This is a genomic window from Rivularia sp. UHCC 0363 (assembly GCF_034931125.1).
Lineage (GTDB): Bacteria > Cyanobacteriota > Cyanobacteriia > Cyanobacteriales > Nostocaceae > Rivularia.
The window spans coordinates 1-14,614 of the sequence record NZ_JAYGHM010000049.1 but is presented as its reverse complement, the minus strand read 5'-3'; the positions used below and the strand labels follow the sequence as shown (position 1 = coordinate 14,614).

Annotated in this window: 10 protein-coding genes and 1 pseudogene; 6 read left to right on the top strand and 5 right to left on the bottom strand. The window is 35.6% G+C overall.

What is annotated here, in order from left to right; genetic code table 11:
• Positions 1-761 (top strand): hypothetical protein (locus VB797_RS23930; RefSeq protein WP_323240247.1); only part of this gene is annotated, 761 nt, incomplete at its 5' end.
• Between the two features lie 298 nt (positions 762-1,059).
• Here VB797_RS23930 and VB797_RS23925 read toward each other — a convergent pair.
• The 5 genes and pseudogenes from VB797_RS23925 to VB797_RS23905 form a co-directional block, all read right to left on the bottom strand.
• A complete protein-coding gene (locus VB797_RS23925) occupies positions 1,060-1,710 on the bottom strand; it encodes a MotA/TolQ/ExbB proton channel family protein (RefSeq protein ID WP_323240246.1) in 651 nt (216 codons plus the stop codon).
• 235 nt (positions 1,711-1,945) lie between these two features.
• A complete protein-coding gene (locus VB797_RS23920; protein WP_323240245.1) occupies positions 1,946-2,344 on the bottom strand; it encodes a hypothetical protein in 399 nt (132 codons plus the stop codon).
• Positions 2,345-2,704: 360 nt separating this feature from the next.
• Positions 2,705-7,354, bottom strand: coding sequence for a sacsin N-terminal ATP-binding-like domain-containing protein (locus tag VB797_RS23915; RefSeq protein WP_323240244.1), 4,650 nt, complete (start codon positions 7,352-7,354; stop codon positions 2,705-2,707).
• 150 nt (positions 7,355-7,504) lie between these two features.
• Positions 7,505-8,143, bottom strand: a complete 639-nt coding sequence (locus tag VB797_RS23910) for a HEAT repeat domain-containing protein (RefSeq protein WP_323240243.1) — start codon at positions 8,141-8,143, stop codon at positions 7,505-7,507.
• Between the two features lie 119 nt (positions 8,144-8,262).
• Positions 8,263-8,628 (bottom strand): annotated as a pseudogene (locus tag VB797_RS23905) (response regulator); the annotation flags it as partial.
• A gap of 1,133 nt (positions 8,629-9,761) precedes the next feature.
• Here VB797_RS23905 and VB797_RS23900 point away from each other — a divergent pair.
• The 5 genes from VB797_RS23900 (at position 9,762) to VB797_RS23880 (ending at position 14,572) form a co-directional block, all read left to right on the top strand.
• Positions 9,762-10,691 (top strand): RluA family pseudouridine synthase, encoded by a 930-nt coding sequence (locus VB797_RS23900; protein WP_323240242.1) that lies wholly within the window; start codon positions 9,762-9,764, stop codon positions 10,689-10,691.
• A 1,297-nt stretch (positions 10,692-11,988) separates the two neighbouring features.
• Positions 11,989-12,507 (top strand): phycocyanin subunit beta, encoded by a 519-nt coding sequence (locus tag VB797_RS23895; RefSeq protein WP_323240241.1) that lies wholly within the window; start codon positions 11,989-11,991, stop codon positions 12,505-12,507.
• 91 nt (positions 12,508-12,598) lie between these two features.
• Entirely contained in the window at positions 12,599-13,087 is a 489-nt protein-coding gene (gene cpcA / locus VB797_RS23890; protein ID WP_323240240.1) for a phycocyanin subunit alpha, read from the top strand.
• A 153-nt stretch (positions 13,088-13,240) separates the two neighbouring features.
• On the top strand, positions 13,241-14,101 hold the full coding sequence (locus VB797_RS23885; protein WP_323240239.1) for a phycobilisome linker polypeptide: 861 nt from the start codon (positions 13,241-13,243) through the stop codon (positions 14,099-14,101).
• A 177-nt stretch (positions 14,102-14,278) separates the two neighbouring features.
• On the top strand, positions 14,279-14,572 hold the full coding sequence (locus VB797_RS23880; RefSeq protein WP_323240238.1) for a phycobilisome linker polypeptide: 294 nt from the start codon (positions 14,279-14,281) through the stop codon (positions 14,570-14,572).
• Positions 14,573-14,614: the final 42 nt, after the last annotated feature.

The window sequence follows — 14,614 nt, the reverse complement described above, 5'->3', positions numbered from 1 at the left end:
CACCTAATACAGTACCTGAACCTACAGTTACAGAACCTGATACCAATAAAACAACTGAATCAAAACCAGACGAAACACCTCAAACAAACAACCCAACAAAACAAAGTCCCGTAAATCCGTTTGATAATTTTCCCAATTACATCAGCGTTAAACCTAATTTTTGTGGCTTACAAAGCGCGAAAATAGATAGACGTACTCGAATCACATCCGATCCGTTAGATGCAGTTCAAGCTTATTTCGAGAAAAAGTTTGCAGATACAGATTTCCAAGTAGAAAAACTCATTGACGAACCAGATACAAAAGTTTATCAAGTTTCCAAAGAAAATCTAACTCAATTTTTGCAGCTTTTTGCAGCCAAAGAATCAGGTACAATGATTCTTTTGTCTCCCCAGCGAGTTGATTGCTATAGATTGGGTAATCAAAATCCACAGGAAAAGCCCAAAACTGAACAAGCATTTGATGCAACATTCAGCAATCTTTACGCTCAACTTAATTGGACAGAAGAAAAGGATTTTGCTCCAACTTCCGAAGTCGAAAAAGTACTGGGTAAAGATACAAAAAACACTCCTGAACAATTAGCTTTGCTTGTTAAAACGAAGCTAGAATCAGAAGGTTTTGAAGCATCTCAAATCGAAAATAATGAGACTTCCGAGCTTTTGTATGAAGTCAAGAAAGGTGAATTTATCAAGTATATTTCTTTTGTACCTACAGAAGAAGGTAAAGCAGCAATTGTTCTTGTACTGAAAAATCCTCCTTCCTAATTTGTAATTGCGATAAATAATAATGTAGAGACGTTGCAATGCAACGTCTTTTTTGTTGGGTTAAGAAGTCGGGTTAATAGAATGGGAATATCTGTAACACCCTTATAAATTTGATAAAAACCCGACGAATGATAATTGGATTAGTTCTATCCAATTCACCTTAACTCGAAATCTCGATTAAATCGTTCCAGCGTAAAGAGACGTTGCAGTGCAACGTCTCTACATTAGATATCTGTGGTAATTAAATTTATACAGATACAATTTAGATTAGATATTTTAATAGCGCAGATGCACCATATTATTCGTCGATCGCAACATTTTGGACTGGTTGATGCCAAATATGCAGATAAATTAACTCTAATTGATTACCAATTGTAGAAAAATAGTCTACACGACGCACGCTTAACATGAGAAAAAATTGCATACAAGCAAAGGCTAGAATTGCTACCGCAACACCTGCTGCACTACTAATCAATGCTTGGAAAATAGAATTTGCAACCTCACTACTACTGCTACCCTCTGCACCAATTCTCGAAGTCGCAATAGTGGAAATTAAACCACCAGTCGTACCTAAAACACCTAATAGTGGCCCAAAAATAATTACACTTTCTAACAGCTGATTATTTCCCCCAATATCGACCAATTCATTGTCAGCAGATGCTTGTACTGCTAAATGAAAGTTTTCTGGAGTTGGATTATTCAGTTTTAACGGTGCGGAAAGAAAACGTCCAATTGCCAAATCTTCGGCACCCCTTGCTATTTTTTCTGCTTCGTCCAGATCGTATTGTGCTACCGTCAGCACATCCTGTACTACCTGCTTTTCCTGAACTGCTAACTTCAACCAAAACCAACCGCGTTGCATCGCGTAGGCTAAAGTCATAACCGATAAAATTAGCAGAGGAAACATCATAAAGCCCCCTGCTAAGAAAGTGTCAAATAGTCTGGTCATTTCTACTCAGGTAAGCGCCTACTGTAATAAATGATTCGCCTTATTCAGTAGAATACCTGATTTATGCTATTTGTTAGGTTAAGCCAAGTTTTATGGAAAGATAAGCTGCATTTAAGGCTAACAATTTATGAACAGACATTGTTAATAGCGAGACAAGGGGAAGGAGTAGATAATTTTTACTGAGACAAACTACTAACTATAAACTCCCAACTATTCCCAATGTCCAATTATCTATTTACTTCTTATTATTTCTCAAAATATTGATAGCAGCACCCGCAGCAGCACCATTAATAGTGTTACTCAGAGTTCCTTTACGGTTAGTAACTGTACCTGCTACGGTACCACCTGCTGCACCAACTCCGACATCTTGAGCTAGGTTGCGATCTCTTTTGTTTCTTCTACCGCTATTGGCAGCGTTAACAGCAGCACCAGCAGCAGCACCATTAATCGCGTTGGTAAACACGGAATCGTTATTGGTAATAATTCCAGTAACAGCACCAGCAGCAGCACCAATTCCTGCATCTTCTAATAATTTGTCGTCAGCAGCAGCAGGTTTTGCTGGTACGAAAGTAGCGCTAAATATACCTGTGGCTAATAAGCTAGGTAAAAATACACGTTTTAAAAATTTATTCATTTCTACACCTTTTGTTGATAACTTGTGGGAATGTTGGAAAAATTTTGTTGATATCTTGCATTTTGCACGAGAGTTAATTTTCTCATTAACAAACTAAATTGGAATATGAAAGCTGTTTTTCGCGATTATTGCAAGATATGGGGTTATGGATTTTTTTCGGCTCACTTTATATTTTAGACAAAAAAAATTGTTTGATGCAGGGGTCTGACATTAGATATTTCAAATTTATTACTTGAGGAGTAAGTATTTTAAATTATGATGTATTCTAGCTAACTTTGAATCAGGAATTTTAGTAAATTGCCTGGGAATAAATTACTAGGATCGCTCTCGTTACACCACCACAAAATATACTAGTTGATTTTAACCGCCAGAATTAACTATGCCTTGAGGATATATATTTATATGGGAATGCTCTACAGATTTTAATAACCTTTGCCAATTGAAAATAATTTCATTTGCCTTACCTTCAGAATTTTGCTGAAATCCAAGTAATACTTCAACTTGTTTTTCATATTCTGTTTCGGTTATGTATTGTTGTGCAAGCTGAGATAATATATTTTTTAAAGTTGCCCAAGCACTACTTACTCTAATGATTTCTATCAGCGAATTTCCTTCATGAACTACTATTACAAGTTCGTAATTATCTTTTTTATCCTTTGAACACATAGACTTCCATTGACTTTGCTTGAGTCTAATCATAGGTTCATTAGAGCTTATAGTTTTAACTTCACTGTACAATGTTTTACCTTCATATCCCGTACAAATAAAATCATATCCTACAGCTAAAAAATCATCTTGCTTCTGTGCGTTATAACCCAAACGTTCATAAAAGATTTTAGCTTGTTTTTCTCCCCATTCACCCCAATACTTTATATTAGAACCTGTTCCATCAGGAGAAGATACAATATTACGAGTATTGTTTTGAATTGACTCAGTTTCTTCAATTGATTTTTCTACATCGTCTTGATCGTCTTTGGGTAATAACACATCAGGAATACCTTCTATATTGCATCCACTGTCTAGTAAATAATCTTTAACATCTTCAATGTCATCATCTAATAATCTTAATAGTACTTGAGTAGAAATTTTTCCTTTATCTAAAGCAAGCGCATCAATCAGGTAATCACCGAGATTAATATTTTTAATACTATTCCATTTTCGCACATAATAAATGGAGTTATATTCTTCATCGTAGTAGTTAGGAATAGATTCTTTGTAATTTATGTTATTGCAAGTAATAATTATTTTACCGGGATTATAAAATTGAATATTGTCTACTTGTGACTTGATTCTATTTTCCGATTTAAGATGACGCGAGCCATTAAGAAAGATACCTATAAAAATAGCCCTTTCCTTAATTAAATTTGGAAGAATGTCATCAAATGTATCTGTGGGTAAGTCTCGTTGTATATCATCCCAACTAAGTTTTCTAATTCCCAAAGCTGTAAGTATTTCTTCAAATTCAAAACCGTTGAGATTAGAATCAGGGAACTTTATTAAATTTGCATTACGTTTTGGGGGTAATCCGATTGCTATATCTAAATAGTATAATTGAGAAGCTTTATAGAATTGCTCATCGCAAGCAAGTAATTTTCCTGTCTCTACCCAGTCAGCAATTATTTCTCTATCATCATCATCTAAACCTTGTCGAATACATTTGAGAAGTTGCTCGTAAATGAGATTTAATCTAATTTCTTCTTTGCTCTTGTGATGATGGTATTTTTCAGCGACATCATCTAAAAGTTCTAAACAATCTTGTAAGTCAAGCTGTTGCTTTAAACCAATAAATTGTTCTACTTTTTCCTTGAGATTGCAACTAGCAACAAGAAAAGTATCATCTATAATTTTTTTAAGGTTACTAGAATATATACCTTCGGAAGAAGAATGGCTATTTCCGTCATTACAAGGAATAAATGCATGATTATTGATTAAAAATTTAAATAGAGAATAAACTTGTTTAGGTGTATCGTTAATTAATACTATTGAGTTTCTGTCCAAATTTAAATCATTCCAGTTATAGTTAACATACTCCCAAAACCTTTTGGCAAAATCGAAGTTACTCAGATATTCTCTATGAAGAAAAACTATCACATTTTGAAATTTGTATGTTGGTTTGTATAAATTCAGACCAACCTTTATAAAATATTTTTTAATTATTTCATTTCTACTAGATAAAGTACATTCGTTATAAATTGTAAATCTCAGTTCATCTTCAACACCAATATATTTAAAAAATTCCTTCCACTTTTCTTTATCTGGGGTATCACTATTGCAGTATAGTGGACTTACGAATTTATCAAAATCTGTATTATCATAAAAAGATTCTAGATTTAGCTTCGGGTTATAGTGATTAGAAAAATAACATTCACCTGCTGCGGCTAACTTACCATTCACTAATAACAGGTTCAATTTATGTAACTTATTCAAGTCATCTCTAGTTAAAGAGTCATAATACTTGAATATTTGTTGGCAGATTTCCACAGCATTATGAACAGTTACTAAGTTCGGACTATCTGCTAATTGCTGTATTCTCTTTTGAATTAATTCAATTCCTTGTGAATCTGCAACTCCTAATACGTTAGTAAAGAATCGTCTCCAGTCAGCTAGAGTATCTCCCGAACGGTAATATTCTTTTGTAATAACATTAGGTAAATCAATATCTAGTAGCGGTACACTTTCTAGTTCTATTTCGTCATTTGTGTAAAAATCAGATAAATTACAATTACTAGCTATCTGTAAACCGTTATTCGTTGCTAAACGTAACTTTTTGAGTACTTCGCTATCTTCACTACTTAAAGTAAAGGTTTTCCAAACATCAAAAATGAATCTTGTGATATTAATGGTATTACTATCATCAATTTCATTGTCTTCAATCATAGGAATGATTTTATTATGGACAATTTCTAAACCATTGGAATCAGCTACACCTATAGCAATAAAAAATTCTTTCCATGCATTAATATCATCTGTATTTTCACAGTAATCAGAAATCACTAGTTTGAAATAATCTGTTCCTATTAAACTGGCTATTTCTTCTACTGGATTTTGAGGTTTATAAAAATTAGATAGATAACAAGACTCAGCAGAAGTATAAACAAAGTCTTCACTTTCTTCCTTTTGATAAATTAATTGTAAATCTCTTAACTTTTGGCGATATTCAAGACTCAGTTTTGTATGATGCTTAAAAATAAACCTTACGTAGTTCAAGCAACTATCTAAATTCTGCTTGTTATCGTCGGGACTGTATTTACGTTGATTAATTCTTTCCTTGATAATTTTAACAGCAGAAAAAGCTTTAATTTTCAGATTCTCTTTTACCCAACTTAGTAACTTTTTATCTTTTTGAATAGACTGGTCTATATCGGGATGAATAAAATGAAAACTTGAAAAATTTAATAATTCTTTTTCGGAACGTTCTATTTGAAAGTATAAATTATCTGGACTGATAAAATTTTCTTCCTCATCTAATATAAAAGGTATAGAAACCAAATCTTCATTCGATACATTTTTACTTCCTAAATGCTCAATTACTGTGAAATTTAGAAAAGGGTTATTTTGAATCAGATTCTCATATTCTTGGGAATCTTCAAAAAAATTACAGAGTGCTGTAGTATCAAAAGCTTTAATTTTGAATTGTTTGAGATTCCTTTTATTTGTTAAAGAGTTACTTATAAAGTGACGTTGTACGTCAAAAAATTGCCTTATCTCTTCAGCAGGTAAAATCTTAATAATCTCTATTTCGTCAATTATAGCTTGATGAACCATTAACAGTTTGGAATCATTATCCTCGCAAGGTAGAAATGCAATCTCTTTGATAGCTAAGTCAAATCCTTGATTAAATGCATCTTGAGTTTCACTGAGTAAAGAAGTGTATTTAGATGGAACAAGACTTGTGATTTGATTTTTATACGTCTGATTTTGAGCTAATTGGGCAATCCATGAAAAAATATGATAACCAATTTGCTCAAAAATAAAGATGTTCCAAACGTTATCATGGTGAATTTCTTGCCGATTAGCTGTGGTAAGAAAATCAGCATTGACTAAAAATGGAAAACCGTATTCTTTAACGTTCGTTGGTAGATATGTGAATAAGACTGAATTATCTTTATCTACTGCTTCTAATTTATCATTTTTAATTTGAGCAGCAAAACTAAGCTTAGAGCGTTCAACCTTTTTCAGTTTATCTGGAACTTTCTTATCTCCCTCCATCTTTTCTCGCACTTCTTGCGAAACATCAAATTCAAAGTCTTTAACTAGCCAATAGGTAGTTTCTCTATTCTTAATGATTTGATATTTTTCACTTTGTTTATTCTTAGTAATTTGAATATCAACATTGAAATTATTGGTTAACCCAATAACATCAATATTTTTCACATACCGTAAAAATAAAATTAGTCTTGGGTCATGAAATAGTCTATGTAATTTTTGTTTATATTCTTCAATTTTTTCTCGTCCTACTTTAATAGCAGTAGCTACAGGAGATGAAAAAAAATCTTGATACTGTTGAATTTCCTGTGGATAATTCTTTTGTTCTACCCAAATAGGCTTTATTTGCCAAGGAGTCTTGTCAATATTTGTATGTGTTTTATCATGTTTGTCAAATTTGAAGGAGAAGGAGCCAGAATTAATATACACGCACTCTGAATCAGCAAAAACAGATTTAAATCCAATTCCTTTATAGCCCGTTTGTTCCGGATTATTCGATTTTGTACTTTTGGAGATACTGGAAATTGCGTCTACATTTTCGTAGTCGAAAGGTTGTCCGTTATGTAAAATAAGAAAATGCTCTTTGAGAACAACAAATTTTACATCTACTTTACCTTCCGTGTTAGGTAAGTCATCAGCATTTTGTAATAGTTCAAAAATAAATCTTTCAGTTTCTGTATATAAATCACCTGTTAACCGAGTTAATGCATTAGCTAAATTTTCAGCATCTCTTTGTGATTTACCTGTTTCTTCAAAAATGTTTTGAACGAATTCTAATGGTTCTTGGTGTTTAAGTTCTTGCATAAGCCCCTTTTATTTAATTACTCAATAAAATGCAAAAATCATCTTAGGTCGCGCTTTCTTCACCCAACCTACTACTTACTAGCCCACGCAGGTGGGCTTTGTAATTGTAGCCCCACCCTTCGAGGGTGAGGGCTTTAATCCAAAATCCTATTATCCCCGCTGTTTCTCTCTTTTCAAACTATCCAGCAAATCATCAATAGATTTAATAGCTTGCTCCGGAATTTCTAACTTAGAATCTTCCATAACTTTCAAGGTGTTTTCAAAGTTAGTAACTGCTTGATTTAATTCTTCTACTGATAAATCGCGAACCTTTGCTTGCAGATTCAACGCAACATTGCTCAAAGCATAAGCAGCATCCAAACGAATCCATTTCGATTCATCTTTTAAAGCTTTGAGTAACTCAGGAAAAGCATCTTTAGTATCTCCACCGAGATTTGCGATCGCAGTTGCAGCACTGTAACGCACTCGCGGTTCTCGATCGTATAGCGCTACCGTTAAAGCTGGTTCGGCTATTTTGGCTTGAGTCCCCATTCCACCTAATGCACGCGCAGCATTAACTCTAGCTTCGATATTTTCACTCCGCAACACCTCTATTAAGGTAGATACTGCACCCCTAATACTCACAATTGCTGCTTGTTCGGGACTGGGATTATTTGGTGTCTGTGCTGCTGTACTAATAGCAAGTAATGGTGAGGACAAGCACAGCAATGTTAGAGAAATGGTAGATGCACTGTAACTAGCAATTGTCGCTGAAGCTTTCGCACAGAAGTTTGAGTAAATGCTCTTCATAAAGCTGTTTCATAATCTTATCAGTTCAGTACTGTTATACACTTAACAATCAAAGAACCGCACTTCAGTGAAAATACTTACTACACGATCTATCCTTTCCCCCTATCCCCCATTCCCTATTACACAATATATTTAAACATCACTTTCAACAAATCTTTTTTCTGAAAGGGTTTTGTTAAATAATCGGAGGCTTTTACCATTTTGGCTTTAACTCTATTAATAATTCCTTTTCTTCCCGTTACCATAATTACCGGGGTTTCTTTCAAGGAGGAATGTTTCCGCAATAGAGAACATAATTCATATCCATCTAATGTCGGCATACTAATATCTAGCAAAATCACATCCGGCTTTAAGCGGACAATTTGCATTAGAGCTTTTAATGGGTCATTGATGCCAATTACAGAGAATATTTTATCATCTAAATACATTTTGATCGCGTTGACTACGGCTCTACTATCATCAATACAAACAATGGTGTAAGTCTTTAGATTCTCTTCTTGCCGATCGTCTCTGTAACGTAATGGTTCTAAAGCTTTCTGTTGAGAAACTGCTATTTCAGATTTTCTAATAAAATTGAGATAATGGATTTCATTCTCTTCTACAGTCGAATAATCTTCTCCACTATCATAATTAACGCTTGTGTTTAGGAAACTATCTCCGCTGTGATATATCTTGTCATCTAATTGTTGATTGATATACGGTTGAGATGCGTTTAAGCTGGAATCATCTAAATTTTGATGACTGTTGAATTCCTGATAATGAATGAAAGAATCATCGTTATCATTTAAATCTTCAAGTAATACTTCTTCATTTTGATCGTCTTCCAATAGACCAAAATCAAAAGAAAAATATTGATGTAAAGATGATTGATTATTTTGCATATCAATTGGATTCGGTTTCAAGTTGTTATTAATAATGTTTTCGCTAAAATAAAGAAAAGCCAAACTTATCTAAGAAACAGTCAACTTAGTTTTTCAGATAGTTGCTAGCACATATTGCGCGTTCCTTATGGAGTCACTAATTTAAATACTAGAACAAAAATAAGGAACTTTGAGCCGAATCATATAGGGAAATTTTACCATTGCAGAATTATTTCTAAAATAGCAAAGCAATGTAGTTATAATTATTCGTAGGTTTTTTATTTTACCACCAAAATTTTATATATTACATGATTTTAAGCAATATTTTGGCAAAAACTGCCAAATAACGTAAATTTAATAATTTCATAAGTTGTCGATCACAATAAACAGGTGACGTTTAATACTTAACTCATTCCTATGACTTAAGTAGCTAACTTAAAATGCTGTAAATATCCCGATCAAAATAAACTTCGATAAAGTATACAGTTGATAAACTGTTTGCAGCAAAGTCAAATAAAACCAAATCAAGATTGCTGTTTTAAATTTAGTTCGACGGTTAATTAGTTTTCTATCTCGTTAGTTACGATCAATTTTTGTTAAATGTATAAATGCTAACCTTTTACATTTCCAGGTTAGGAAATACAAAATCAGGATAATTATAGATTTTTTATGTTAACTTATTTTGTTTAATCTTTTATCGGTCTAAGATTACCGATGTCATTTCCCCTACTCGTTCTTTCTAAATATATCTTGTACAAATGATCCCAAATCAATCAATATCTTTAAGAGTGGAACAAAACAGTTCGCGTTTGGATAGTTACCTTTCTCAAAAAGAAACCGATTTATCGCGATCGCGAATTCAACAGTTGATCGAACAAGGTAACGTTCAAGTTAATGGTCAAATTTGTAAATCTAAGAAAGTAGCCATAAAAGCAGGGGATTTTATAGTTTTAACGATACCCCAACCCGAACCTTTAGAATTGCGATCGCAAGATATTCCTTTAGATATTCTTTACGAAGATGACCACATACTGATTTTAAATAAACCAGCGGATTTAGTAGTTCATCCAGCACCAGGTCATCCCGATGGAACTTTAGTTAATGCACTTTTAGCTCATTGTCCCAATTTACCGGGAATTGGTGGCGTTCAACGTCCCGGAATTGTCCATAGACTTGATAAAGATACCACAGGCGCGATCGCGATCGCCAAAACCGAAGTTGCACACCACAGTTTACAAGCACAGCTTAAAGCCAAAACCGCACGCAGAGAATATCTTGGTGTAGTCTACGGTGCTACCAAAGAAGCCAGAGGTACCATTAATTTACCTATAGGTCGTCATCCTAAAGAAAGAAAAAAAATGGCAGTTGTTCCCGTGGAAAAAGGTGGACGAGAAGCTGTTACCCATTGGCAAATAAAAGAACGTTTGGGAAACTATACATTAATGCACTTTCAGTTAGAAACCGGACGTACCCATCAAATTCGCGTCCATAGTTCTCAAATCGGTCATCCAATTGTCGGAGATTTTGTTTATAGTTCCGGTCGTTCGGTAGGAGTGAATTTACCCGGACAAGCTTTACACGCTTGGAAACTTCAGTTAAAACATCCCCTAACTAACGATTTAGTTGAAGTTGTTGCACCTCTTCCTCAAGTATTTTTAACTTTATTACAAGTTTTAAGACGACGTTAAGTGCGATCGTTAAAAATAGAAAATACGAATCCAATTTATAAATTTTATAATTCATCTTTACATAAATAAATTAATATTGAAACATTGTATTGATTTAAGGTTTAAGCAATAATCCCAGTGATAGCAAGATTTTAACTGCATATTTACATAATTAAATGTTGAACATCTAATTTGGTTTATCCTGTGTAAGCAGAATGTTCTATATATAACAATATTTAAATTAAAATAATCTATTTTCTCGGCATTATCTCAATATTATTACGTAGCTAGCATTTAAATAGTCGCTTTTATCACGTACTAAAATTGCGACTCAACAAATTATTAATCTGAATAAAGAAAAGTATCCAATTGTAAAGCATTTATTTCAAAAATATACCTGTAAAGCTTATTTTAGAAGAGATGGGGGGATGGGGAAACGGGGAGACAAGGGGACAAGGTAGCACGGCAAACGCATCTAAATTCTGTAAGCCTTGCTACGCAAGGGTTATGAATTTTAGTTACAAAACTAAATAATGGCTGAAACCTTTAGCCCGTAAGCATTGTAAAAATAAGATGCGTTTGCCCTAGACAAGGTAGTTAAACAGCGAGCAAGATGCTCGCACTAGTTTTAACTCCTAACTCCTAACTCCTCACTCCTAACTCCTTTTCTCCCCATCCCCTCCTCTGAGGAACTGTTCGCTGGGAACTTTTTACTCTATGCCTTTATCTGCAAGTCTTTCGGGCTTTTTCCCTTTTAGCGATCGCAAAATAATTCTCAAATCTTTACATTTACTTAATGGTCGATTTTTGTTAACAACTATTAAGTAGGTCGCTAGGAGTCGCAAATGTATCATACTACTCAAATACCTGCCCTACATAAGGTTTTGGCATAGTTAAGAAAACCTAAAAACTAAATCAATAAATGTTTATAAGGAAATACATCAAGTTTTGTAACAAAAAAAACCTGTTTTTTTAAGGCAAAACTCTTATATGTAAAGGTTTTGAGGTATTTATTATTGGAGTATCGCATTTATTAATATTTTGTAATACATTATGCCCTGATAGCAGTGTATAAACATAATTTGGAGGGGTAAATAACAGGCAAAAGTTAAAAGGGACAATCAGTTTGTAAAGGTTGTCGATTTCTCATAAAATAAGCCAAGATTCTCATATTTCTAATTCGGTGTTATCGAACAAAGAAATTGAGAAAAACAAAAAGGCAGTTAAAACAACATCTGTTATATCCCATCCGCTGATAAAACACTGCCATTTTTAATCAAGGCATACTTAAAAACTAAGCAATCAGGAGAAAAAGTCGATGTTAGACGCATTCGCAAAAGTAGTTTCTCAAGCCGATTCTAGAGGCGAATTCTTGAGCAACGAGCAATTAGATGCTCTGAGCAATATGGTGAAAGAAGGCAACAAGCGTCTAGATACCGTAAACCGGATCACCAGCAATGCTTCTCAAATCGTTACCGATGCTGCTCGTTCATTATTTGAAGAACAGCCCCAGTTAATTGCTCCTGGTGGAAACGCTTACACCAACCGTCGTATGGCTGCTTGCTTACGCGACATGGAAATCATCTTGCGTTATGTGACCTATTCTATGATTGCGGGTGACGCTAGCGTATTAGATGACCGTTGCTTGAATGGTTTGCGCGAAACTTACCAAGCTTTGGGTACTCCCGGTTCTTCTGTAGCAGTTGGTGTTCAAAAAATGAAAGATACTGCGATCAAAATGGCTAATGACCCCAATGGAATCACCAAGGGTGATTGCAGCCAGTTAATGTCTGAATTGGGTGGTTACTTTGACCGTGCTGCTGCTGCGGTTGCGTAACACAGATCTGTAATCGCACAAAGAGAAAAACCCGGAGCCAAATCGGTATCCCGGCAAAAAAAAGAACAAGACATAAAGGAGATTGTAAGACATGAAGACACCAATTACCGAAGCAATTGCATCTGCCGATACTCAAGGTCGTTTCTTAAGCAACACTGAATTACAGGCTGTTAACGGTCGTTTTGATCGGGCTGGGGCTAGCATGGAAGCTGCTCGTGGTTTGACCAATAAAGCTCAGCAATTAATTGATGGTGCAGCTCAAGCTGTTTACCAGAAATTCCCTTACACCACTCAAATGCAGGGACCTCAGTTCGCTGCTGATTCTCGCGGTAAGTCCAAGTGCGCTCGCGACGTAGGTCACTATTTAAGAATGGTAACTTACTGTTTGGTAGCTGGTGGTACAGGTCCTATGGACGAGTATTTGATTGCAGGTTTGGACGAAATCAACCGTTCTTTTGACTTGTCTCCTAGCTGGTATGTAGAAGCTTTGAAGTACATCAAAAGCAATCACGGTTTGAGCGGTCAAGCTGCTAACGAAGCAAACACCTACATGGACTATGCAATCAACGCTTTAAGCTAATTATTGCGTTCAGCCCGGAGAGGGATGCAAGTGCTGGATGGGGTTTATCACCTAGCAGTTGTATCGGTCTCCGGGCATTGTTTTTAAAAAGTTAGATAAAAAAATATCAAAAATCGCTTCGTCAGAAGTGTGAAAATAAAGGGGATAATAGCAATGGCGATTACATCAGCAGCATCCAGGCTAGGAACGGAAGCCTTTGATGAGTTACCGCGAGTAGAACTACGTCTCAACGCCACGAAGGAAGATGTAGAAGGCGTAATTCGTGCTACATATCGGCAGCTTTTGGGCAACGATTATTTAATGGCTGCGGAACGACTTACAAGTGCTGAGTCACTTTTGCGTGACGGTAACATGAGCGTGCGCGAGTTTGTTCGTACAGTGGCAAAATCGGAATTGTATAAAAACAAGTTTTTCTACAACAACTTCCAAACTCGATTTATCGAACTAAATTACAAACATTTATTAGGTCGCGCTCCTTACGATGAGTCGGAAGTGAGCTACCATAACGACCTGTATCATAACCAAGGGTACGATGTTGAGATAGACTCCTACATCGATTCGATGGAGTATAGCGAAAATTTCGGCGATAATATAGTACCTTGCTATCGCGGATTTGCAACTCAAACGGGTCAAAAAACCGTAGGGTTTAACCGGATGTTCCGTTTATACCGGGGTTATGCCAATAGCGATCGCGCTCAGGTAGAAGGAAACAAGTCTCGTTTAGCGCGGGAATTGGGAACCAATAGCGCATCTTCAATAGTTGGACCTTCAGGTAGTAATACTAACTGGAACTACCGTGCAAGCAACGATGTATCTCCAAGAAGAAATGTAGGTAACGCAGTCGGAACCGGAGACCGTTCCTATCGCATCGAAGTGACTGGTCAAATTTTCCCCAAATATCCCAAAGTAAGACGCAGCAGCTACGCGATCGTTGTACCTTACGAACGTCTATCAGATAAGATGCAGCAAATTCTGCGTCAAGGTGGAAAAATAGTCAGCGTCACACCAGCTTAGGAAGAGGATGGGGAGAGAGGGAGATGGGAGGAAAAGGGGACAAGGGGATGGGGAGATGGGGAGAAATAATTCCTAACTCCTAATTCCTCACTCTTCACTCCTAACTAACTCCTCACTACCCTAACTTAATCCAAAATCCAAAATCTAAAATCCAAAATCGTAACGGGGGGTAATTTTATGTACGGACAAACAACAGTTGGTACTAATGGAATTTCTAGCGCTAGCAGCCGGATGTTTCGTTATGAAGTTGTAGGTTTGCGTCAGAACAACGAAACAGATAAAAACAACTATCAAATTCGTCGTAGCGGTAGCGTATTTATGACGGTACCTTACAACCGGATGAACGAAGAAATGCAGCGGGTAACTCGCATGGGCGGTAAGATTGTTAATATTGAGCAAGTTACTGCTGAATCTGCGCTCAAGCCTGATAGTGAATCTGAACCAAAAAAAGCTAAATCGCAGAAGAAATAGTATTGAGGGTGGTGACGCTCTCCCGCTACACCGCTTGCGGTT

Coding starts and splice junctions, on each gene's coding strand:
- VB797_RS23925 (WP_323240246.1), bottom strand. CDS start 1,710: ATGACCAGACTATTTGACACTTTCTTAGCAGGGGGCTTTATGATGTTT.
- VB797_RS23920 (WP_323240245.1), bottom strand. CDS start 2,344: ATGAATAAATTTTTAAAACGTGTATTTTTACCTAGCTTATTAGCCACA.
- VB797_RS23915 (WP_323240244.1), bottom strand. CDS start 7,354: ATGCAAGAACTTAAACACCAAGAACCATTAGAATTCGTTCAAAACATT.
- VB797_RS23910 (WP_323240243.1), bottom strand. CDS start 8,143: ATGAAGAGCATTTACTCAAACTTCTGTGCGAAAGCTTCAGCGACAATT.
- VB797_RS23900 (WP_323240242.1), top strand. CDS start 9,762: ATGATCCCAAATCAATCAATATCTTTAAGAGTGGAACAAAACAGTTCG.
- VB797_RS23895 (WP_323240241.1), top strand. CDS start 11,989: ATGTTAGACGCATTCGCAAAAGTAGTTTCTCAAGCCGATTCTAGAGGC.
- cpcA (WP_323240240.1), top strand. CDS start 12,599: ATGAAGACACCAATTACCGAAGCAATTGCATCTGCCGATACTCAAGGT.
- VB797_RS23885 (WP_323240239.1), top strand. CDS start 13,241: ATGGCGATTACATCAGCAGCATCCAGGCTAGGAACGGAAGCCTTTGAT.
- VB797_RS23880 (WP_323240238.1), top strand. CDS start 14,279: ATGTACGGACAAACAACAGTTGGTACTAATGGAATTTCTAGCGCTAGC.